This is a genomic window from Rhizobium sp. SL86, from assembly GCF_026672545.1.
GTDB lineage: Bacteria > Pseudomonadota > Alphaproteobacteria > Rhizobiales > Rhizobiaceae > Neorhizobium.
Window position 1 is genome coordinate 237,249 of sequence record NZ_JAPPRJ010000009.1, and the last position, 18,593, is coordinate 255,841.

An 18,593-nucleotide genomic window follows, 5' to 3' on the forward strand; every position below is an offset into this window, starting at 1 on the left:
CGGTGCGTCTTAGTGCAGGATCTGGCTGAGGAAGAGCTTGGTGCGTTCGTGCTGCGGATTGTCGAAGAATTCGGCCGGCGAATTCTGCTCGACGATCTGGCCCTGGTCCATGAAGATCACCCGGTTGGCCACCTGGCGCGCGAAACCCATCTCGTGGGTCACGCAGAGCATGGTCATGCCTTCTTCGGCAAGGCTCACCATGGTGTCGAGCACTTCCTTGACCATTTCCGGGTCGAGCGCCGAGGTCGGTTCGTCGAACAGCATGATCTTCGGTTTCATGCACAGCGAGCGCGCAATGGCGACACGCTGCTGCTGGCCGCCAGAGAGCTGGCCCGGATATTTGTGCGCCTGTTCCGGGATCTTGACGCGCTCGAGGTAGTGCATCGCGATCGCTTCGGCTTCCTTCTTCGGCATCTTGCGAACCCAGATCGGCGCCAGCGTGCAGTTTTCCAGGATCGTCAGATGCGGGAAGAGGTTGAAGTGCTGGAAGACCATGCCGACTTCGCGGCGCACTTCGTCGATCTTCTTCAGGTCGTTGGTGAGCTCGATGCCATCCACGACGATCTGGCCCGACTGGTGTTCCTCCAGGCGGTTGATGCAGCGGATCATCGTCGACTTGCCGGAGCCCGAAGGCCCGGCAATGACGATGCGCTCACCGCGCATGACGGTGAGGTTGACGTCGCGGAGCACGTGGAAATCACCGTACCACTTGTTCATGCCGGTGATCTGGATGGCCACATCGGTGCTGGATACCGCCATGGCCTGCGGCTTGGTGTTCGTTGCAGACATGATTTACCCTTATCCTTTTAACGCTTGTGGCCGGTGTCGAGGTGGCGCTCCATGAACAGGGAGTAGCGCGACATGGCAAAGCAGAAGATCCAGAAGACAAAACCGGCAAAGACGTAACCGGTGATCGGGGTCACGGGGGAAGACCAGTTCGCATCCGACTGGTTGAGCGTGACGATACCGAGCAGGTCGAACATGCCGATGATGTAGACGAGCGAGGTGTCCTTGAAGAGACCGATGAAGGTGTTGACGATGCCCGGAATGACGAGCTTGATCGCCTGCGGCAGGATGACCAGCCGCATTTTCTGCCAGTAGCTGAGGCCAAGCGAATCGGCGCCTTCGAACTGGCCCTTCGGCATGGCCTGCAGGCCGCCGCGGATGACCTCCGCCATATAGGCGGACGAGAACAGCGACACACCGATCAGCGCGCGCAACAGCTTGTCGAAGGTCCAGCCGTCGGGCAGGAACAGCGGCAGCATGACGCTCGCCATGAACAGAACCGTGATCAGCGGAATGCCGCGGATGACCTCGATAAAGAGGACGCACAGCATCTTGATGACCGGCAGGTTCGAGCGGCGTCCGAGCGCGAGCAGGATGCCGAACGGAAGCGATACGGTGATCCCGAAGAAGGAGAGGATCAGCGTCACCATCAGGCCGCCCCAGAGCTGGGTTTCAACCGGCTCCAGGCCAAGACCGCCGCCGAGCAGGAAGAAGGAAACGACCGGCAGGACGATGAAAAGCGCCAAGGCGTTCCAGCCCTTGTACGGAGCCTTTGGCATCAGCATCGGGATCAGCAAGGCGATGAAAAGCACCATCACCAGAAGCGGGCGCCAGTAGAGTTCGGAGGGATAACGACCGAAGATGAACTGGTTGAACTTTGCCGAGACGAAGGCCCAGCAGGCGCCGGACTGGCCGTCCGGCAGCACGCCGCCCTGAGAGACCGTGGCGCAGGCGCTTCGGTCAGTCCCGGTCCAGGACGCATCCAGGAAAAGCCACTGGATGAGGCCGGGCAGGGTGTAGACGAGGAGCGCCAGCCCCGCGATCGTCATGATCGTGTCCGTGACGGAGGCAAACAGGTTTGTCCGCAGCCAATGGACGACGCCGACCTCGCTGGACGGAGCCGGTTTCGGGCCCGCCATCTCCTGGCGGACGTAGGAAAAATCGGTGACAGCCATCTTATCTCTCCACCAGCGCCATTTTCGCGTTGAACCAGTTCATGAACAGAGCGGTGGTGACCGACAGCGACAGGTAAATAACCAGCCACAGTGCCACGATCTCGACCGCCTGGCCGGTCTGGTTCAGCATGGTGCCGCCGACGGCGACGACATCCGCAAAACCGACCGCAACCGCGAGCGACGAATTCTTCGTCAGGTTGAGGAATTGGCTGGTCAGCGGCGGAATGATGATGCGCATTGCCTGCGGGATGATGACGAGGCGGGTGGTGACGTTCGGGCGGATGCCGAGCGCGCTTGCCGCTTCCGTCTGTCCCTTCGGCACGGCCAGGATGCCGCCGCGCACGATCTCGGCGATGAAGGAGGCCGTGTAGAAGGACAACGCCAGATACAGCGAGATGAATTCCGGACCGATCGTGCTGCCGCCGGTGAGGTTGAAGCGGCCGGCGATCGGGTAATCGAAGGTGACTGGCGAACCGAGCACCAGGAAGGTCAGCATCGGAAGCCCGATGATCAGACCGATTGCGGTCCAGCCGGAGCGGAACTGCTGGCCGGTGGCCGCCTGGCGTTTGCGGGCCCAACGGAAGATCACGATGGATGCGATGATCGCGACGAGGAGTGCCACGCCGATCATCCACGCGCCGTCACCCCAGATCGCCTTCGGGAAAAACAGGCCGCGGTTGTTCAGATAAGAGGACAGCGGCATGGCGATGGAATCGCGGGCCTGCGGCAGGACGGAGATGACGCCCTTGTACCAGAACAGGATGACGAGCAGCGGCGGGATGTTGCGGAAGATTTCCACATAGACCTGCGCAAGCCTTGCAATCAGCCAGTTCTTCGACAGGCGGGCAATACCGACGACGAAGCCGAGGATCGAAGCCGTGATGATGCCAAAGAATGCCACTTGCAGCGTGTTCAGAAGACCGACGATCAGCGCGCGGCCGTAGGTCGAATCGCTGCTGTAGGGGATGAGGGATTGCGCAATGTCGAAACCAGCGCGCCCTTCAAGAAAATCGAAGCCGGAGGCGATGTTCGCCTTCGCCAGGTTGTTGATCGTGTTCTGCGTCACCATCCACACGAAGAGCGCAACCAGGGCCACGGTCAGGACCTGGTAGAATACGCCGCGTACCTTCGGATCGTAGATGAGTGATGACGTGGATGATCGTTGCGTTTCTGGTTTTGCCAAATTCAGCGCGAAGCCTGCCATCAGCGCCTTTCCCTCTTGCCATGCTCTTTGGAGCTGTTCTTGCCCGTGTTGGGGTCTTTTATACGTAGAAAGGCGAGGTATTCCCCCGCCTTTCAGGTTTTCCAGTTTTGGAAAGGCGGCTTAGCGGATCGGCGGGGCGTACTGCAGGCCGCCCTTCGTCCACTGTGCGTTCAGGCCGCGCTCGATCTTGATCGGGGTGTCCGGGCCAAGGTTGCGGGCGAAGACTTCGCCGTAATTGCCGACGGTCTTGATGACGTTATAGGCCCAGTCGTTGGTCAGGCCGAGGTCGGTACCGATCTTGGTGCCTTCTTCGGAGCCGAGCATGCGCTTGATGTCCGGACCGCCGCTGGTCTTCATTTCGTCGACGTTCTTCGAGGTCACGCCAAGCTCTTCGGCGCCAACCATGGCGTAGTGAACCCAGCTGACGATGTCGAACCACTTGTCGTCACCCTGGCGAACGGCCGGGCCAAGCGGCTCCTTGGAGATGACTTCCGGCAGAACCATGTTCTCGTCCGGGTTCTTCATCTTCAGGCGGATTGCGTAGAGGCCGGACTGGTCGGTGGTGTAGACGTCGCAACGGCCCGAGTCATAGGCGCTGGTTGCGTCGGCTTCCTTTTCGAAGACGACCGGGTTGTACTGCAGGTTGTTGGCCTTGAAGTAGTCGGCGAGGTTGAGCTCGGTGGTCGTGCCCTGCTGGACGCAGACGGCAGCGCCGGAGAGTTCGAGAGCCGACTTCACGTTCAGGCCCTTCTTCACCATGAAGCCCTGACCGTCATAGTAGTTGACGGTACGGAAGTTGAAGCCGAGCGAGGTGTCGCGGCTGATGGTCCAGGTCGTGTTACGGGTCAGAACGTCCACTTCGCCGGACTGCAGGGCCGGAAAACGGTCCTTGCTCGACAGAGCGACGAACTTTGCCTTCGACGGATCACCGAACACGGCAGCGGCGATCCCGCGGCAATAATCGACGTCAAGACCGGACCAGTCGCCCTTGTCGTTCGGGTTCGAGAAGCCCGGGATGCCCTGGCTTACGCCGCAGGTGACGAAGCCCTTTGCCTTCACGTCGTCAAGCGTGGCAGCGGATGCAGCCGAGGCAGTGCCAAGGACTGCCGCGCCAATCGCGGCTGACAGAATCGTCTTTTTCATTTTCCCAACCTTTGTCTGTGTTTTTTAGATCGACCCAAAGCTCCGTCATCGCGCCAACGTCACGACAGGCCGGAACCGCTCGCGTAAGGCCTCCCAAACGAGCTGTGCCTATCTCAGTCGCAAATATGGGCAGGGGTCAAGTCTTGCACTTTAAATTAGCGCCTTAAATCCGACAAAATGGCGTGTGCTGCTGATATATTAGGCAGAGTGTGAAATTCTGGGCATGCAATGCTGAATAGAGCGTCAGCCGAACCTGGGTGTGCGGGGGCACGGCGCAACGGCGCCGGGAGAGGGGTTGACCCTTGGTCATCCTGGTTTAACAACAGTGCGGCATCCATCAATCGAAAGCCGCTTCCCGATGAAAAACAAACAGCTTTCCCTAAACCAGGCTGGCGACAACACGCGCCTGGCCCATCTCGGTCATGACCCTTCGAGTTTCCATGGGTTCGTCAATCCGCCGGTCGTTCATGCCTCGACCGTCCTGTTTCCGGATTGCAAGACCATGGAAATGCGGGGGCAGAAATATACCTACGGGACACGCGGAACACCAACGACTGATGCCCTGTGCGAGGCTCTGAACGAGCTTGAAGGCGCGGCCGGAACGATCCTGGTGCCGTCCGGGCTCGCCGCCATCACCGTGCCCTTTCTCGCTTATCTCTCGGCGGGCGATCACGCCCTCATCGTCGATTCGGTCTATTCGCCCTGCCGGCATTTCTGCGACACGATGCTGACCCGCCTCGGCGTTGCGGTCGAATATTACGACCCGTCGCTGGGCGCGGACATCGAGGCCCTGATCCGGCCGAACACGCGGCTGGTACACACCGAAGCGCCGGGCTCCAACACCATGGAAATGCAGGATATTCGCGCTGTCGCCGAAGCTGCCCACCGGCATGACTGCGTCGTGACCATGGACAATACCTGGGCAACGCCCTTGTTCTTCCGGCCCCTCGATTTCGGCGTGGATGTTTCGATCCATGCCACGACCAAATACCCGTCCGGCCATTCGGACATCATCATGGGCTCGGTCTCTGCCAATGCAAAACACTGGCCGAAACTGCATGAGGCGCAGATCACGCTTGGCACCTGTGGCGCACCGGATGATTCCTACCAGATCCTGCGCGGGCTGCGCACCATGGGTGTGCGTCTGGCGCATCACCAGGCAAGCGCGCTCGACATCGCCCGCTGGCTTGAGGGACGTGATGACGTGGCGCGCGTGCTGCACCCGGCGCTCGAAAGTTTTCCCGGCCACGCGATCTGGAAACGCGATTTCAAGGGCGCAAGCGGCGTCTTTTCCTTCGTGCTGAAGGCAGACAGCCAGGCGCACTTCAAGGCGAAGGCGCATGCCTTCCTCGATGCCCTGTCAATCTTCGGTCTGGGTTATTCCTGGGGCGGCTACGAGAGCCTCGCGGTCCACGTCAACCTGAGCGACCGGACGATCTGCAAGGCACCGTCGGAAGGCCCGGTCATCCGGCTGCAGATCGGCCTGGAAGATGTCGCAGACCTGAAGAAGGATCTCGAAATCGGTTTTGCCGCCGCAAGCGCCGTCTGATCAGACGGTGCTTTCGTAGCCGTAGAGCCAATCCAGATCCGCCGCGAGCGATTGCGGCGGACGAAGGGCAAGAACGATGTCTCGGCCAAGCCGCAGCGGTCCACGCAGGTGATAGGCGAAGCGGTTGAAGTTGCCGCGCCGCCGAACCTTGTCGATCCGGGCCTTGCGGATTGTCTCGTAGGCGGCAAGCCCCTGCGGCAGGTCGGCGACCGGGCGGCTCACCTGCTGTGCCAGTTCCCAGGCATCCTCGATCGCCATGGCAGCCCCTTGCGCGGCAAATGGCATCATGGCATGCGCCGCATCGCCGATCAGCACCTTGTTGTGCCCGTTGTGCCAGTTGCCGTTGCTGACCTGGTAGAGCGGCCAGAATTTCGCGTTTTCGCATTGCCGCAGCATCTCGATGATCTGCGGATTCCAGCCGCGGAACTGCCGGAGCAGCATGCTGGTTTCCTCGGCGGTCGCACTCGCCTCCCAGGTTTCCCCGGGCGTCACGCCGGCGGCAATGGCGACGATGTTGAAGCCGCCGGTTTCCTTGAGCGGATAACAGACGATGTGGGCGGATGGGCCGAGGAAGGCCGTCACCGATTGCGGCGACAGAAATCCCGGCGCCCGATGCCCCTCGACCATGAAGCGCCAGGCGACATTCTGGGAAAAGTCCGGCTCGGGCGCAGATGCGATGGAATCGCGCACGCTCGACCACACGCCATCGGCACCGACGATGAGGTCCGCCGGCTCGCCGATCACATCCGCGATGATTGCAGCATCGCCGTGGTTGATACGCCGGCCAAGATGCAGGGTGCACATCGGATTGGCTTCGACGGCATGCCGCAGCACGCCTTGAAGGCTTGCGCGATGCAGCACGCCATAAGGGGCTCGCCAGCGTTCCCGTGCGGAACGTCCCACCGGCACATGCGCGACCCGGCCAAGCGTGCGGCCGGAGGCGAGCGAGATGCGGTCGGGCTCCGTCCATAAAGCCTCAAGGCCGGACAGGACGCCGAGTTTGGCGAGGATCCGCGAGGCATTGGGGGAAATCTGCAGGCCGGCGCCGACTTCGGCAAGGTAAGGTGCCTGTTCGAGCACATGCACCCTGACGCCGCGTTGTGCCAGCGCCAGAGCAGCCGTGAGGCCGGCCATACCGGCGCCGATGATGGCGGCATTCCTGATCGTCATGTCGTGGTGTCTTCGGTCAGGCGGCCTTGACGTGGAAAACGCAGCCCGGCGGGTTCGTTTCTTCCGCCTTCAGTGTCGGATTGTAGCGGTAAAGCGTCGAACAGTAGGAGCAGACCTTCTCGTTGTCGTCGCCCATGTCGATATAGATGTGCGGATGGTCGAACGGGACATTGGCGCCGGTGCACATGAATTCCTTGACGCCCACCTCGATGAGGCGATGTCCACCGTCGTTCTGGAAGTGAGGAATGCCGTGACCGGCCATAGTCTTCTCCATGCTTTGAATTTCTGGCGCGGACATTATAGAGGCAGGTCGTGAAAGTGTAGTGGGAAGACGGCGAGGCCCGTCAAAAAAATCCGGCCCGCGCCGATCGATCCCAGAGGATCGGAGGGGGCAGACGTGATCAGGAAGGCGACATCATGAATCTCAACACGCCGCAGTTTTCGACCTTCACCCATCAGGGCCTTCGGCTGGCCTATTTCGAGGAAGGCGATCCCGCCGGCGAACCGATCCTGCTGATCCACGGTTTTGCCTCGACGGCGAACGTCAACTGGGTGCATCCTGGCTGGCTCAAGACGCTCGCAGATGCCGGCTACCGGGTGATTGCCCTCGACAACCGCGGGCATGGCGCAAGCGACAAGCCGCGTGAGGTGGATGCCTACCGGCCCTGGGTGATGGCAGAGGATGCGATGGCCCTCCTCGATCATCTGGCCCTGCCGGATGCCCATCTGATGGGCTATTCGATGGGCGCGCGGATCTCGACCTTTGCGACGCTCGCGCATCCGGGCCGCGTGCGCTCGTTGGTTCTGGGCGGTCTCGGTATCGGCATGACCGATGGTGTTGGCGACTGGGATCCGATCGCCGATGCGCTGCTGGCGCCCTCGCTGGAGGATGTCACCCATGCCAGGGGTCGGATGTTCCGCGCCTTTGCCGACCAGACGAAGAGTGACCGGGAAGCGCTTGCCGCCTGTATCCGTGGCTCGCGCGATCTGGTCTCCCGCGCCGACATGGGCCGTATCGACGTGCCGACCCTGATCGGTGTCGGAACGAAGGACGACATCGCCGGATCGCCGCAGGAACTCGCGGCACTGATGCCGAATGCGCGGGCGCTCGACATTCCGAACCGCGACCACATGCTGGCGGTCGGTGACCGGGTGTTCAAGGCTGCGGTTCTGGAGTTCCACCGCGAGATCGGCGGGCGCTGAAAAATGCCGGCCGTTCCGCCGCCATTGGTGTTTGTGTAATACTGTTCTATATAATGCGCTCTGGCGCGAACGAGGATATTGCCATGGTGGCACGCACTGACATTCGTTCCGCGGAGCCTGTGGCCTCCGTGGATCCGATCTGGGACACCCTCCGTCAGGAGGCAAGGGCAGGGGCCGAGCGTGATCCGCTGCTGGCGGCCTTCCTCTATTCGACGGTGCTGAACCACCGGTCCCTCGAAGACTGCGTGATCCACCGGATCTGCGAGCGTCTCGACCATCCCGATCTCCAGGCGGTGCTGCTGCGCCAGACCTTTGAGGAAATGCAGGCGGACTGGCCGGAATGGGGTGCCATCCTGCGGGTGGACATCCAGGCCTATTACGACCGTGATCCGGCCTGCATGCGTTTCCTGGAGCCGGTTCTCTATTTCAAGGGCTTCCATGCGATCCAGACCCATCGTCTGGCGCACTGGCTGCTGAAGCGCGACCGGCGCGATTTTGCCATGTATCTGCAGAGCCGTGCATCGAGCGTCTTCCAGACGGACATCAATCCGGCAGCCCGGATAGGTCGTGGCGTGTTCCTCGACCATGCGACGGGTTTCGTTGTCGGCGAGACTGCGGTCATCGGCGACAATGTCTCCATCCTCCATGGTGTCACCCTGGGTGGCACGGGCAAGGAAGGCGCGGACCGTCATCCGAAGATCGGTAACGGTGTGTTGATCGGTGCGGGCGCCAAGATCCTCGGCAATATCGAGATCGGGCATTGCTCGCGTGTGGCGGCCGGCTCCGTCGTGCTGAAGCCTGTTCCGCCGAAGACCACCGTTGCCGGCGTTCCGGCCAAGGTGGTGGGAGAGGCAGGGTGTTCGGAACCGTCGCGGTTGATGGACCAGATGTTGCGTTCGGAGGATTGATAGCGCCTTCGCGCTCGCCTTTGCGCAGCGGCAAGTCGTGCGGGGATGACGGGCCGTTGCGCTTTACTTTCGCACTTGTCCCGTGCCAAAAGCCACCGCAATGCGAACGCTGACGGAGAAAAACCAGTGAAAGCCGAAGAGATCAAGAAGCTGGACGCCTATTTCAAGCGGGTGTTCAACCCTTCGATGAGCGTGAAAGCGCGCCCGAGAAAGGACGATTCCGCCGAGGTCTACGCCGGCGACGAATTTCTCGGTGTTGTCTATGTCGACGACGAGGACGATGATCGGTCCTACAACTTTTCGATGGCGATCCTCGACGTCGATCTGTGACGTCGATCGGTCGGCAATCGACAATGACTGTCCTGGGGCCCTTCGTGGCCCCATTCTTTTTTGTGTTTCGTCAAAGCTCTCCCCGCTTTTTAGGGGCTACGAAAATAAATCGAAAATGTTAACGCTTGCACAGCCTTGCGCGGGTTGACTTTCGCACTGCGGAATCATTGTATTCGCAACTGCGAACCAACCCCTCAGGAGGCGGAGAATGTTCAATCTCGACGAAGCCAGCCGTAAAAGCAAAGAAACGGTGGACGGCATGATGCGCAGTTATTCGGACATGATGAAGGGTTTTCAGGCGATCGCCTCGGAAGCTGGCGATTACCAGAAGAAGTCCTTCCAGGAGATGGTGAGCTATATGGAACAGCTCACCTCCGCCCGGAGCGTTGAAGCTGTCTACGAAGTGCAGACGAAGTTTGCCAAGACGGCCTACGAAAGCTTCCTGGCGGAATCCATGAAGCTCAGCGAAATGTATGCCGATCTGGCCAAGAGCGCCTACAAGCCTTACGAGGCACCGATGATGAAGGCGACAGCCGTCGTGTCTTCGCAGGCGGCCTGACGCGCACGCGTCTGCCCGCCACCAGGCGACAAAAATTCGAAGGGCCGGTCGGCACGCAACGTGCGACCGGCCCTTTTTGATTCCGGCGCCTCTCCGGGAGGTCGATTTTCCTGTTCCGGGCAAGGCTAGTCATGGAATAGTGATTGCGCCTTGGAGCAAGGGGCTTAAAATCAGCGGATGGCGAACTAAATAAAAGCGTCTGATGTTCGGTTTCACATGGCTGCTGTGTCCGCGAAGCCGGATGATGGGGAATAGAAATGATGATCGCAGAGCCGATCTTAATGCAGAACGAAAAGGACGATCACGGCGACAACGGCAATCGGGGCACGTCGGTCATCACCCGCACGAAGCCCAAGACGAAACGGCCGAACCTCTACCGCGTCCTTCTTCTGAATGACGATTACACGCCTATGGACTTCGTCATTCATATTCTGGAGCGTTTTTTCCAGAAAGACCGCGAAGCGGCCACCCGCATCATGCTGCACGTGCACCATCATGGCGTCGGCGAGTGTGGGATCTTTACGTATGAGGTTGCTGAGACCAAGGTGAGCCAGGTCATGGATTTTGCCCGCCAGCACCAGCATCCGCTGCAATGTGTCATGGAAAAGAAGTGAGGACCGCACGTGCCAACATTTTCGCCGAGTCTTGAAAAGGCGCTGCATCAGGCACTGACGTTCGCCAATGAGCGGCACCACGAATATGCAACGCTGGAACACCTGCTCCTGGCCTTGATCGACGACGCTGACGCGGCCGCCGTGATGGGAGCCTGCAATGTGGATCTCGAAGCCCTGCGCAAGACGGTTTCGGACTACGTTGATAACGATCTTTCCAACCTCGTGACCGGTTATGACGAGGATTCGAAGCCGACCTCCGGTTTCCAGCGCGTCATCCAGCGCGCCGTCATCCACGTTCAGTCCTCCGGTCGCGAAGAAGTGACCGGTGCCAACGTGCTGGTGGCGATCTTTGCCGAACGCGAAAGCCATGCCGCCTATTTCCTGCAGGAGCAGGAGATGACGCGCTACGACGCCGTCAACTATATCTCGCATGGAATCGGCAAGCGGCCGGGCGCATCCCAGGTCCGTCCGCCGCGTGGCGTCGACGAGGGTGAAGCCGATGCGAAGGCTTCGCGCGGCGATCAGGACGAAAGTGCCGGCAAGAAGGCGCCGGACGCGCTGAAGGCCTATTGCGTCAACCTGAACGAAAAAGCCAAGAATGGTCGGATCGATCCGCTGATCGGCCGCCACGATGAGGTCAACCGCACCATCCAGGTCCTGTGCCGCCGGTCAAAGAACAACCCGCTCTACGTGGGTGACCCGGGCGTCGGCAAGACGGCGATCGCCGAAGGTCTCGCCAAGCGGATCGTGGAAGGCAAGGTGCCGGAAGCGCTCGCCGATGCGACGATCTTTTCGCTCGACATGGGCACGCTGCTTGCCGGCACGCGCTATCGCGGTGATTTCGAGGAACGTCTGAAGCAGGTCGTCAAGGAACTGGAAGAATATCCGGGCGCCGTGCTGTTCATCGACGAGATCCACACCGTCATCGGTGCCGGGGCGACCTCCGGCGGCGCGATGGATGCCTCGAACCTGTTGAAGCCGGCGCTCTCCTCCGGCGCGATCCGCTGCATCGGTTCGACCACTTACAAGGAATACCGCCAGTTCTTCGAAAAGGACCGGGCGCTCGTTCGCCGTTTCCAGAAGATCGACGTCAACGAGCCGTCGATCGATGACGCGATCGAGATCATGAAGGGCCTGAAGCCGTATTTCGAGGAATACCACAAGCTCCGTTATACGAATGAGGCGATCAAGTCGGCCGTCGAACTCTCGGCCCGCTATATCTCGGACCGCAAGCTGCCGGACAAGGCGATCGACGTGATCGACGAAACAGGGGCGGCCCAGATGCTGCTGCCGGCCTCCAAGCGGCGCAAGCTGATCACCGAAAAGGAGATCGAGGTTACGATCGCCACCATGGCCCGCATTCCGCCGAAGACGGTGTCCAAGGATGACGAGATGGTTCTCGCCAATCTGGAAAAGGAACTGCGCTCCGTCGTCTACGGTCAGGACAAGGCGATCGAGGCCTTGGCCACCGCGATCAAGCTGGCGCGTGCCGGCCTTCGTGAACCGAACAAGCCGATCGGCTCCTACGTCTTCTCCGGCCCGACCGGCGTCGGCAAGACGGAAGTGGCCAAGCAGCTTGCCTCGTCGCTTGGCGTTGAGCTGCTGCGTTTCGACATGTCGGAATACATGGAGCGGCACACGGTTTCCCGTCTGCTCGGTGCACCTCCCGGTTATGTCGGTTTCGACCAGGGCGGCCTGCTGACCGACCAGGTCGACCAGCATCCGCATTCGGTCGTGTTGCTCGACGAAATCGAGAAGGCGCATCCGGACATCTACAACATCCTGTTGCAGGTGATGGACCATGGCTCGCTGACGGATCACAACGGCAAGAAGATCGACTTCCGCAACGTGATCCTGATCATGACGACCAATGCGGGTGCCGCCGAAATGGCCAAGGCCGCAATCGGTTTCGGTTCGTCGAAGCGCACCGGTGAGGACGAGGAGGCGATCAACCGCCTGTTCACGCCGGAATTCCGCAACCGTCTGGACGCGATCATCCCCTTCGCGCCGCTGCCGACCGAGGTCATCCATCAGGTCGTCCAGAAGTTCGTCATGCAGTTGGAGACCCAGCTCTCCGAACGCAACGTCACCTTCGACCTGCACCAGGATGCCGTCGCCTGGCTCGCCGAAAAGGGTTACGACGAACGTATGGGCGCCCGTCCGCTCTCGCGTGTCATCCAGGAACACATCAAGAAGCCGCTCGCCAACGAGATCCTGTTCGGCGCGCTGCGCAAGGGTGGCGTGGTCAAGGTCACCGTCGGCAAGAAGGACGATGGCAAGGACGGACTTGTTCTGGAATCGATCCCGGAAGCGGTGCCGGTAAAACCGAAGCCCGAGGTGGCGCCGGAAGTCGAAGAAACGACCGTTAAGGCGAAGGCCGGCAAGGCCAAGACGGACGGGCCGAGCGCGAAATCGCCCGCACGCGACAAACCGGCGCCGAAGGCAAAACTCGAGACCGACAGCGATGTGCTGACGGAAGAGCCGGATGAACGCAAGCCCCGCAAGGGCTCCACGGTTCCGCGGGTTCCGAAGAAGAAATAAGCGTTTTCAACGCTGACAGAGATTGCCGGGGAGAGATCCCCGGCATATTTGTTTTGTGCCGTCCGGTTGCAGGCGGCATTCCTTCGGACATTTCCATGCCTTCTTCCGATTCTGACATGCGTTCCGGCCTCTTCTGGTTCATGACCGGAATGCGCGGTATCCTTTCTCTTCCCGCCCTCATCCTCATGACATCCTTCGTCGGCTTCAGCGCCTTTGCGCTGGAATCGGGCGTCACCCGTGACCAGGCGGTGTTCATGACGCTGGCCGTCTGGGCGCTGCCGGCCAAGATGATCCTGATCGGCACCATGGCTGGCGGGGCGCCACTGGCGGCGAGTTTTCTCGCCGTCACCTTGTCATCGATCCGTATGATGCCGATGGTCGCCTCCATCATGCCGGACATGAAAAACGACAAGAGCCCGACCTGGCTTTTGCTGTTTCTGTCGCATTTCGTCGCGATCACCTCCTGGGTGTTTGCGATCCAGCATCTGAACGATGTGCCGCGCGAACGCCGTACTGCCTATTTCGGCGGCTTTGCCATCACGCTGACGCTCGTCAACGCGCTGATCGTCGGCGTCTGTTACGGCATCGTCGCACAGTTTCCGCCGATCGTTGCCGGCGCGCTGTTCATGATGACGCCGGTCTATTTTTTCGGTTCCATCTGGGCGAGCGCCCGTCATTCGGTCGTGAAGCTCGCCTTTGTGATGGGCGTCGTTCTGGGGCCGGCCTTTGCGCTCGTGTCGCCGGAATTCGACGTCGTTTATGCCGGGATCGGCGGCGGCACGCTTGCCTATCTCGTCGACCGTTTTGTCATTCGCAGGCGCAAGCCGCCGGTCGCAGCATCGCCTGCCGGGGAGATCGGCCATGAGTGAAAACGGCTGGTGGGTCTATGTCGTCATCATCGTGGCCGGCTGGCTGGCAACGGATGTCTGGCGTTATCTCGGCGTGATCATCGGAAACCGGCTGGATGAGGATTCCGAAGCCTTGCAGTGGGTGAGGGCGGTTGCGACCGCGCTTGTGATGGCGGTGACTTCGAAGCTTGTCGTGTTTCCGACGGGGACTTTGGCCGATACGCCGCTCTGGCTGCGCCTGGGCGCTTTGGGGGCGGGATTCCTGGCCTTCCTGCTGTCCGGTCAGCGGGTCATCGTCTGCGTGGTCGTGTCGATCTCGCTGCTGATCATTGGTCTTCTCACCCTCTGACCGCCAAAAGGTCTCAGGCAACCTGATCGATCGCGACGTCGGAGAATTCGACGATCCCGCGACCCTTGCGTTTGGCCTCGTAGAGCGCGTGATCGGCAGCAACGATCAGCCGCTGAGGTGTTTCCTGCGTGTTGTCGGTCGCGGCAACACCGACGCTGGCGCCGATCGTCACCTCCACGTCCATGATCGTATAGGGTTGAGAGAGCGACGCCGTGATCCTTTTCGCAAGGCGGACGGCATCCAACGACGCTGCAAGATTGGGCTGGATCACCAGGAATTCGTCCCCACCACGCCGGGCCGCGATCCCGTCGGACGGCAGAAGCTCGTTCAGACGTTGGGCAACCTCGACCAGGATCGCATCGCCCACCGCGTGACCGTAGGTGTCGTTGGCGGCCTTGAAGTGGTCAAGGTCGATGAAGTGCACGGCGACCGCATGGCCCGGGCCCACCTGCTGGCTGAGGAAGAGCCGCTGCAATTGCTGATCGACGGTGAACCGGTTGGCCAGTCCCGTCAGCGGGTCGCTGCCGGCAAGCGCTGCCAGTTCGGCACGGGTGATCAAGACATCGAAGGTGAGCCGATAGCTGGTGCGGATCAGTTGCAGGCTCGCAAGCGACATCAGCAGCAGGAACAGCGCCAGCATCTGATAGAGAAACAGCGGATGCATCAGCAGGATGATGATGTAGGGCAATGCTGCGATCTTGACGCAGGCAATGGCAAGCTTGGGGCGTACGGCAAGCCGGGTGACGATCCCCGTACAATAGCTGACAAGGAAGACGGCCGAGAACAGCTGTGCTTCGCCCGAGGCCCGCCAGAAGGTGTAGGCGCCAATGGCGCCGACCAGCACGGAAAACATCAGGCTGCCGGCCGAATGGGCGCGTTCCCAGAATTGCGTCGAATGGCTCTGCCGGTAGCGTCTATAGGCCCGGTCGATGGCAAAACGGATCCCCGCGATCAGCAGGGCCAGCACCGTGAAGGCACCGAAGACCGGATCTCCGGCACTGCGGGCGATCAGGCTGCAGAAGAAGGCTGCGGCAAAACCGATGAAGACCACGTTGAAGGTGGATGCATACAGCAGATCCACCAGCTCCGCCCGGATCGGAGCCTCCTTGTCCACGGCGGGACGCCGGTCGGTGGAAATGCGAGCAATCATCTCGTCTGGATGCCTGATGGAAAAAACAGTCTGACCGGACCAGTGACCGGCGCACCATCATAGATGCGCCGAACTTCTTATGATTTCATTCCAAAAATTGACGCAAATTCTCCAATTTTGCCGGTTTGCCCCTGAAAAATCGGGGTCCAGGAGGCGGAAACGGAGCTTAGAGGTGCGCCCGAACTTTTTCGGCATGCGCGGCCAGCACCGCGTGATCTTCCATCTTGCCGGAATGTGGTTTCAGCGGCTCACCTTCCTTGCGGGGAATGACGTGAACATGCAGATGAAACACCGTCTGGCCGACGGCCGCCTCGTTGAACTGCGAGATCAGCACGCCATCGGCCTCGAAGGCATCCCGTGCGGCAACCGCAAGCTTCTGCACCACCGGAAACAGTTTGGCGAGAACGGCGGGATCGGCATCCAGCAGGTTGCGCGAACCGGCCTTTGGGATCACCAGAAGATGGCCGGGCGCCTGCGGCATCACGTCCATGAAGGCCAGCGTGTCGTCGTCCTCGTAAACCTTGTGGCAGGGGATCTCGCCCTTCAGGATTTTTCCGAAAATGTTGTTTGCGTCATAGGTCAGGTTCGTCATGGCCGTCTGAATCCTTCCTGATAGAAATGCCGTCTTGCCGCTCTCCCTTGCGGAAGGGGCTGTGTTCGGTCAAGACCTCGCCGGTATATTCCACCTGCCGCCGCTCCTGTTTCAGGTAATCGGCAACCGCGCGGCGAAGCCCCGGATGGGTGATGTAATGGGCGGAATGGGTGGTGATCGGCAGATAACCGCGCGCCAGCTTGTGTTCGCCCTGCGCGCCGGCCTCCACCCGTTTCAGTTTGTGCGCCAGGGCAAAATCGATCGCCTGGTGGTAACACACCTCGAAATGCAGGAAGGCATGGTCCTCGATGCAGCCCCAGTGCCGGCCGAACAACGTCTCTTCGCCGATAAAATTGATGGCGCCGGCAATGTAGCGGCCATCGCGCTTGGCCATCACCAGCAGGATGTCGTCGGCCATGCGTTCGCCGATCAGCGAATAAAAACGCCGGTTGAGATAGGGACGTCCCCATTTGCGGCTGCCGGTATCCATATAGAAGGCGAAGAACTGGTCCCAGATCTCTTCCGTCAGGTCGCTGCCGGTCAGCCAGTCGATCGTAATACCGTTCTCCAGCGCTTGCCGCCGTTCCTTGCGCAGGTTCTTGCGTTTGGATGAGGAGAGTTCGCCGAGGAATTCCTCGTGGCTGGCATACCCCTTGTTGATGAAATGGAATTGCTGGTCGGTGCGGTGCAGGAAGCCCGCGTCCTCGAAGGCCGGCAGTTCCGTTTCCGGCAGGAACGTGACATGCGCGGACGAGACGCCTGACTGGCGCGTGACTTCCGCCAACCCGGCGGCAAGTGTTGCCTGAAGGGTGGCCACATCATCGGTTAGGCCAGTCAGCAACCGCGGCCCGGTCGCCGGCGTGAACGGGATGGCGCACTGGATTTTTGGGTAATATTGCCCGCCCGCCCGCTCGAAGGCATCGGCCCAGCTGTGATCGAAGACATATTCGCCCTGGCTGTGGCTTTTCAGATAGCCGGGTACGGCACCGATGAGCCGACCGTTTTCATCCTCCAGGAGCAGGTGGTGGCCGAGCCAGCCGGTCCTGGACGAGGCCGACCCCGATTCCTCCAGCGAGGACAGGAAGGCATGCGAGAGGAAGGGATTGAAGGGCAGAGCCCCTCCGCGTCGTGTTCCGGAAAGCTCGCCCCAGCGCTCAGGCGCTATGGACGAGAGGGAGTTTTCAACGCGGAGGGTGAGCTTTTCGGTCATGCGGCAGAGGGACTGCTTTCTCTGGGGTCGAAACCCTCGAACGTCATCTGGTCTGCATGAGTATAGGTATGGGCGCGCGCCTTTTCATCCCTGACCGTCCAGGTAATCACCGGAATGCCGAGCTGACGCTGTGCCGTGATGAAACTGTTCGGCAGATGCGCCCAGTGGTAGGAGATGAAATCGAGCCCGAGCTGCATCGCTTCGTCGTGTTTGAAGAATTCTTCTGCCGTATCGCCCATGGCTGTCAGGCCGACCGGGTAGGGTGCTCCGACCCGTTTCAGATCCTTCAGCAGATGATGATCGAAACTCATCAGCGCCACGTGGCCCTGATAACCCTCGAGCACCTCGAGCACGGTTTCGACGAAACCCTCGTCTTCCTCGGCGCTGCGGCCCTTCAGTTCGATGACCAGCGGCACCTTGCCTTTCACGAGGTCGAGCAACTGCTTGAGCTTCGGAATGCGGTCGGAGGTGCCACCGACCGAGAGCAGACCGAGTTCGGACGCCATCTTTTCCCGCACATCGCCCTTGATCGCGCAGAGCCGCTCCAGCGTGTCATCATGGAAGACCATCGGCACGCTGTCGGCGGACAATTGGATGTCGCATTCGATGGCGAAACCCGCTTCGACCGCGCGGCTGAAGGCGGAGAGCGTGTTTTCCCAGACGGCCTTGTTGAGATCGTGATAACCACGATGGGCGACCGGGATCTCCTTGATCCAGCTTGCGTCGGTGCTCATGCGTCGACGTCCAGGATCGCGTCGACCTCGACGGCGGCGTTGAACGGGAGGGCGGCCATACCGACGGCGGCGCGCGCATGTTTGCCGGCATCGCCCAGAACATTGGCGACGAGGTTCGAGGCGCCGTTCATCACCACGTGTTGTTCGATGAATCCGGGCGCGGACGCGATGAAGCCGTTGAGTTTGAGGACACGGCGGACGCGGCCAAGATCGCCGCCGAGCGCGGCCTTGACCTGGGCCAGAATGTTGATCGCGCAGAGCTCCGCAGCGCGCTGGGCAGTTGCGACATCGACGTCACCGCCAACGAGGCCGGTCACGGCAACCTTGCCGCCTTCCATGGGCAGCTGGCCGGAAATGTAGAGCGTGTTGCCGTTCAGCACATAGGGAACATAGTTGGCGGCCGGTGCCGCCGCGACGGGCAGGTCTATCCCCAGCTCTTTCAGACGGGCTTCGATCGCATCCGACATTTCATTCTCCAGCTTGATTGTAAAAAAGACTTGATTCCGTCACACAGGACGAGTGGGGTTA

General features: G+C 60.8%; 20 protein-coding genes. 9 read left to right on the forward strand and 11 right to left on the reverse strand.

Going from position 1 to position 18,593, the window contains the following annotated elements; all coding sequences use genetic code 11:
* Nucleotides 1-9 precede the first annotated feature (9 nt).
* The 4 genes from OU993_RS24400 to OU993_RS24415 form a co-directional block, all read right to left on the reverse strand.
* Nucleotides 10-789, reverse strand: coding sequence for an amino acid ABC transporter ATP-binding protein (locus tag OU993_RS24400; protein WP_272955615.1), 780 nt, complete (start codon nucleotides 787-789; stop codon nucleotides 10-12).
* Nucleotides 790-806: 17 nt separating this feature from the next.
* Nucleotides 807-1,961, reverse strand: a complete 1,155-nt coding sequence (locus tag OU993_RS24405; RefSeq protein WP_268161516.1) for an amino acid ABC transporter permease — start codon at nucleotides 1,959-1,961, stop codon at nucleotides 807-809.
* 1 nt (nucleotide 1,962) lies between these two features.
* The gene (locus OU993_RS24410) at nucleotides 1,963-3,165 is read right to left on the reverse strand and encodes an amino acid ABC transporter permease (protein ID WP_268161517.1); all 1,203 of its coding nucleotides are present in this window, start codon (nucleotides 3,163-3,165) and stop codon (nucleotides 1,963-1,965) included.
* Between the two features lie 120 nt (nucleotides 3,166-3,285).
* On the reverse strand, nucleotides 3,286-4,308 hold the full coding sequence (locus OU993_RS24415) for an amino acid ABC transporter substrate-binding protein (protein ID WP_268161518.1): 1,023 nt from the start codon (nucleotides 4,306-4,308) through the stop codon (nucleotides 3,286-3,288).
* 358 nt (nucleotides 4,309-4,666) lie between these two features.
* Here OU993_RS24415 and OU993_RS24420 point away from each other — a divergent pair, with 358 nt between their 5' ends.
* Entirely contained in the window at nucleotides 4,667-5,857 is a 1,191-nt protein-coding gene (locus tag OU993_RS24420; RefSeq protein WP_268161519.1) for a cystathionine beta-lyase, read from the forward strand.
* On the opposite strand, the gene OU993_RS24425 is transcribed toward OU993_RS24420, so the two are convergent.
* Entirely contained in the window at nucleotides 5,858-7,027 is a 1,170-nt protein-coding gene (locus tag OU993_RS24425; protein ID WP_268161520.1) for an FAD-dependent oxidoreductase, read from the reverse strand.
* Between the two features lie 16 nt (nucleotides 7,028-7,043).
* Complete coding sequence (locus OU993_RS24430) at nucleotides 7,044-7,289, reverse strand: zinc-finger domain-containing protein (RefSeq protein ID WP_268162519.1); 246 nt, start codon at nucleotides 7,287-7,289, stop codon at nucleotides 7,044-7,046.
* Nucleotides 7,290-7,444: 155 nt separating this feature from the next.
* Between OU993_RS24430 and OU993_RS24435 the strand changes: the two genes are divergently transcribed.
* From OU993_RS24435 to OU993_RS24470, 8 genes are all read left to right on the forward strand, one after another.
* Nucleotides 7,445-8,230, forward strand: coding sequence for an alpha/beta fold hydrolase (locus tag OU993_RS24435; RefSeq protein WP_268161521.1), 786 nt, complete (start codon nucleotides 7,445-7,447; stop codon nucleotides 8,228-8,230).
* A gap of 83 nt (nucleotides 8,231-8,313) precedes the next feature.
* On the forward strand, nucleotides 8,314-9,138 hold the full coding sequence (gene cysE / locus OU993_RS24440; RefSeq protein WP_268161522.1) for a serine O-acetyltransferase: 825 nt from the start codon (nucleotides 8,314-8,316) through the stop codon (nucleotides 9,136-9,138).
* Between the two features lie 126 nt (nucleotides 9,139-9,264).
* On the forward strand, nucleotides 9,265-9,468 hold the full coding sequence (locus OU993_RS24445) for a DUF3126 family protein (RefSeq protein WP_268161523.1): 204 nt from the start codon (nucleotides 9,265-9,267) through the stop codon (nucleotides 9,466-9,468).
* 208 nt (nucleotides 9,469-9,676) lie between these two features.
* Nucleotides 9,677-10,027 (forward strand): phasin family protein, encoded by a 351-nt coding sequence (locus OU993_RS24450; protein ID WP_268161524.1) that lies wholly within the window; start codon nucleotides 9,677-9,679, stop codon nucleotides 10,025-10,027.
* Between the two features lie 260 nt (nucleotides 10,028-10,287).
* Nucleotides 10,288-10,641 carry an ATP-dependent Clp protease adapter ClpS gene (gene clpS / locus OU993_RS24455; protein ID WP_268162520.1) on the forward strand — a complete coding sequence of 118 codons (354 nt, stop codon included), beginning with the start codon at nucleotides 10,288-10,290 and terminating at the stop codon, nucleotides 10,639-10,641.
* A gap of 9 nt (nucleotides 10,642-10,650) precedes the next feature.
* Nucleotides 10,651-13,182, forward strand: a complete 2,532-nt coding sequence (gene clpA / locus OU993_RS24460) for an ATP-dependent Clp protease ATP-binding subunit ClpA (protein WP_268161525.1) — start codon at nucleotides 10,651-10,653, stop codon at nucleotides 13,180-13,182.
* Nucleotides 13,183-13,277: 95 nt separating this feature from the next.
* Nucleotides 13,278-14,051, forward strand: coding sequence for an AzlC family ABC transporter permease (locus OU993_RS24465; protein ID WP_268161526.1), 774 nt, complete (start codon nucleotides 13,278-13,280; stop codon nucleotides 14,049-14,051).
* Nucleotides 14,044-14,379 carry an AzlD domain-containing protein gene (locus OU993_RS24470; protein WP_268161527.1) on the forward strand — a complete coding sequence of 112 codons (336 nt, stop codon included), beginning with the start codon at nucleotides 14,044-14,046 and terminating at the stop codon, nucleotides 14,377-14,379. Before OU993_RS24465 ends, OU993_RS24470 begins: the two co-directional genes overlap by 8 nt.
* A gap of 13 nt (nucleotides 14,380-14,392) precedes the next feature.
* On the opposite strand, the gene OU993_RS24475 is transcribed toward OU993_RS24470, so the two are convergent.
* The 5 genes from OU993_RS24475 to OU993_RS24495 form a co-directional block, all read right to left on the reverse strand.
* Nucleotides 14,393-15,529 (reverse strand): GGDEF domain-containing protein, encoded by a 1,137-nt coding sequence (locus OU993_RS24475; RefSeq protein ID WP_268161528.1) that lies wholly within the window; start codon nucleotides 15,527-15,529, stop codon nucleotides 14,393-14,395.
* Nucleotides 15,530-15,695: 166 nt separating this feature from the next.
* Complete coding sequence (locus tag OU993_RS24480; RefSeq protein ID WP_268161529.1) at nucleotides 15,696-16,121, reverse strand: HIT family protein; 426 nt, start codon at nucleotides 16,119-16,121, stop codon at nucleotides 15,696-15,698.
* Entirely contained in the window at nucleotides 16,102-17,331 is a 1,230-nt protein-coding gene (locus tag OU993_RS24485) for a GNAT family N-acetyltransferase (protein WP_268161530.1), read from the reverse strand. The genes OU993_RS24480 and OU993_RS24485 overlap by 20 nt, the downstream gene beginning before the upstream one ends.
* On the reverse strand, nucleotides 17,328-18,065 hold the full coding sequence (locus tag OU993_RS24490; protein WP_268161531.1) for a glycerophosphodiester phosphodiesterase: 738 nt from the start codon (nucleotides 18,063-18,065) through the stop codon (nucleotides 17,328-17,330). The genes OU993_RS24485 and OU993_RS24490 overlap by 4 nt, the downstream gene beginning before the upstream one ends.
* Nucleotides 18,062-18,532 carry a RidA family protein gene (locus tag OU993_RS24495; protein WP_268161532.1) on the reverse strand — a complete coding sequence of 157 codons (471 nt, stop codon included), beginning with the start codon at nucleotides 18,530-18,532 and terminating at the stop codon, nucleotides 18,062-18,064. Before OU993_RS24495 ends, OU993_RS24490 begins: the two co-directional genes overlap by 4 nt.
* Between the last annotated feature and the right edge of the window lie 61 nt (nucleotides 18,533-18,593).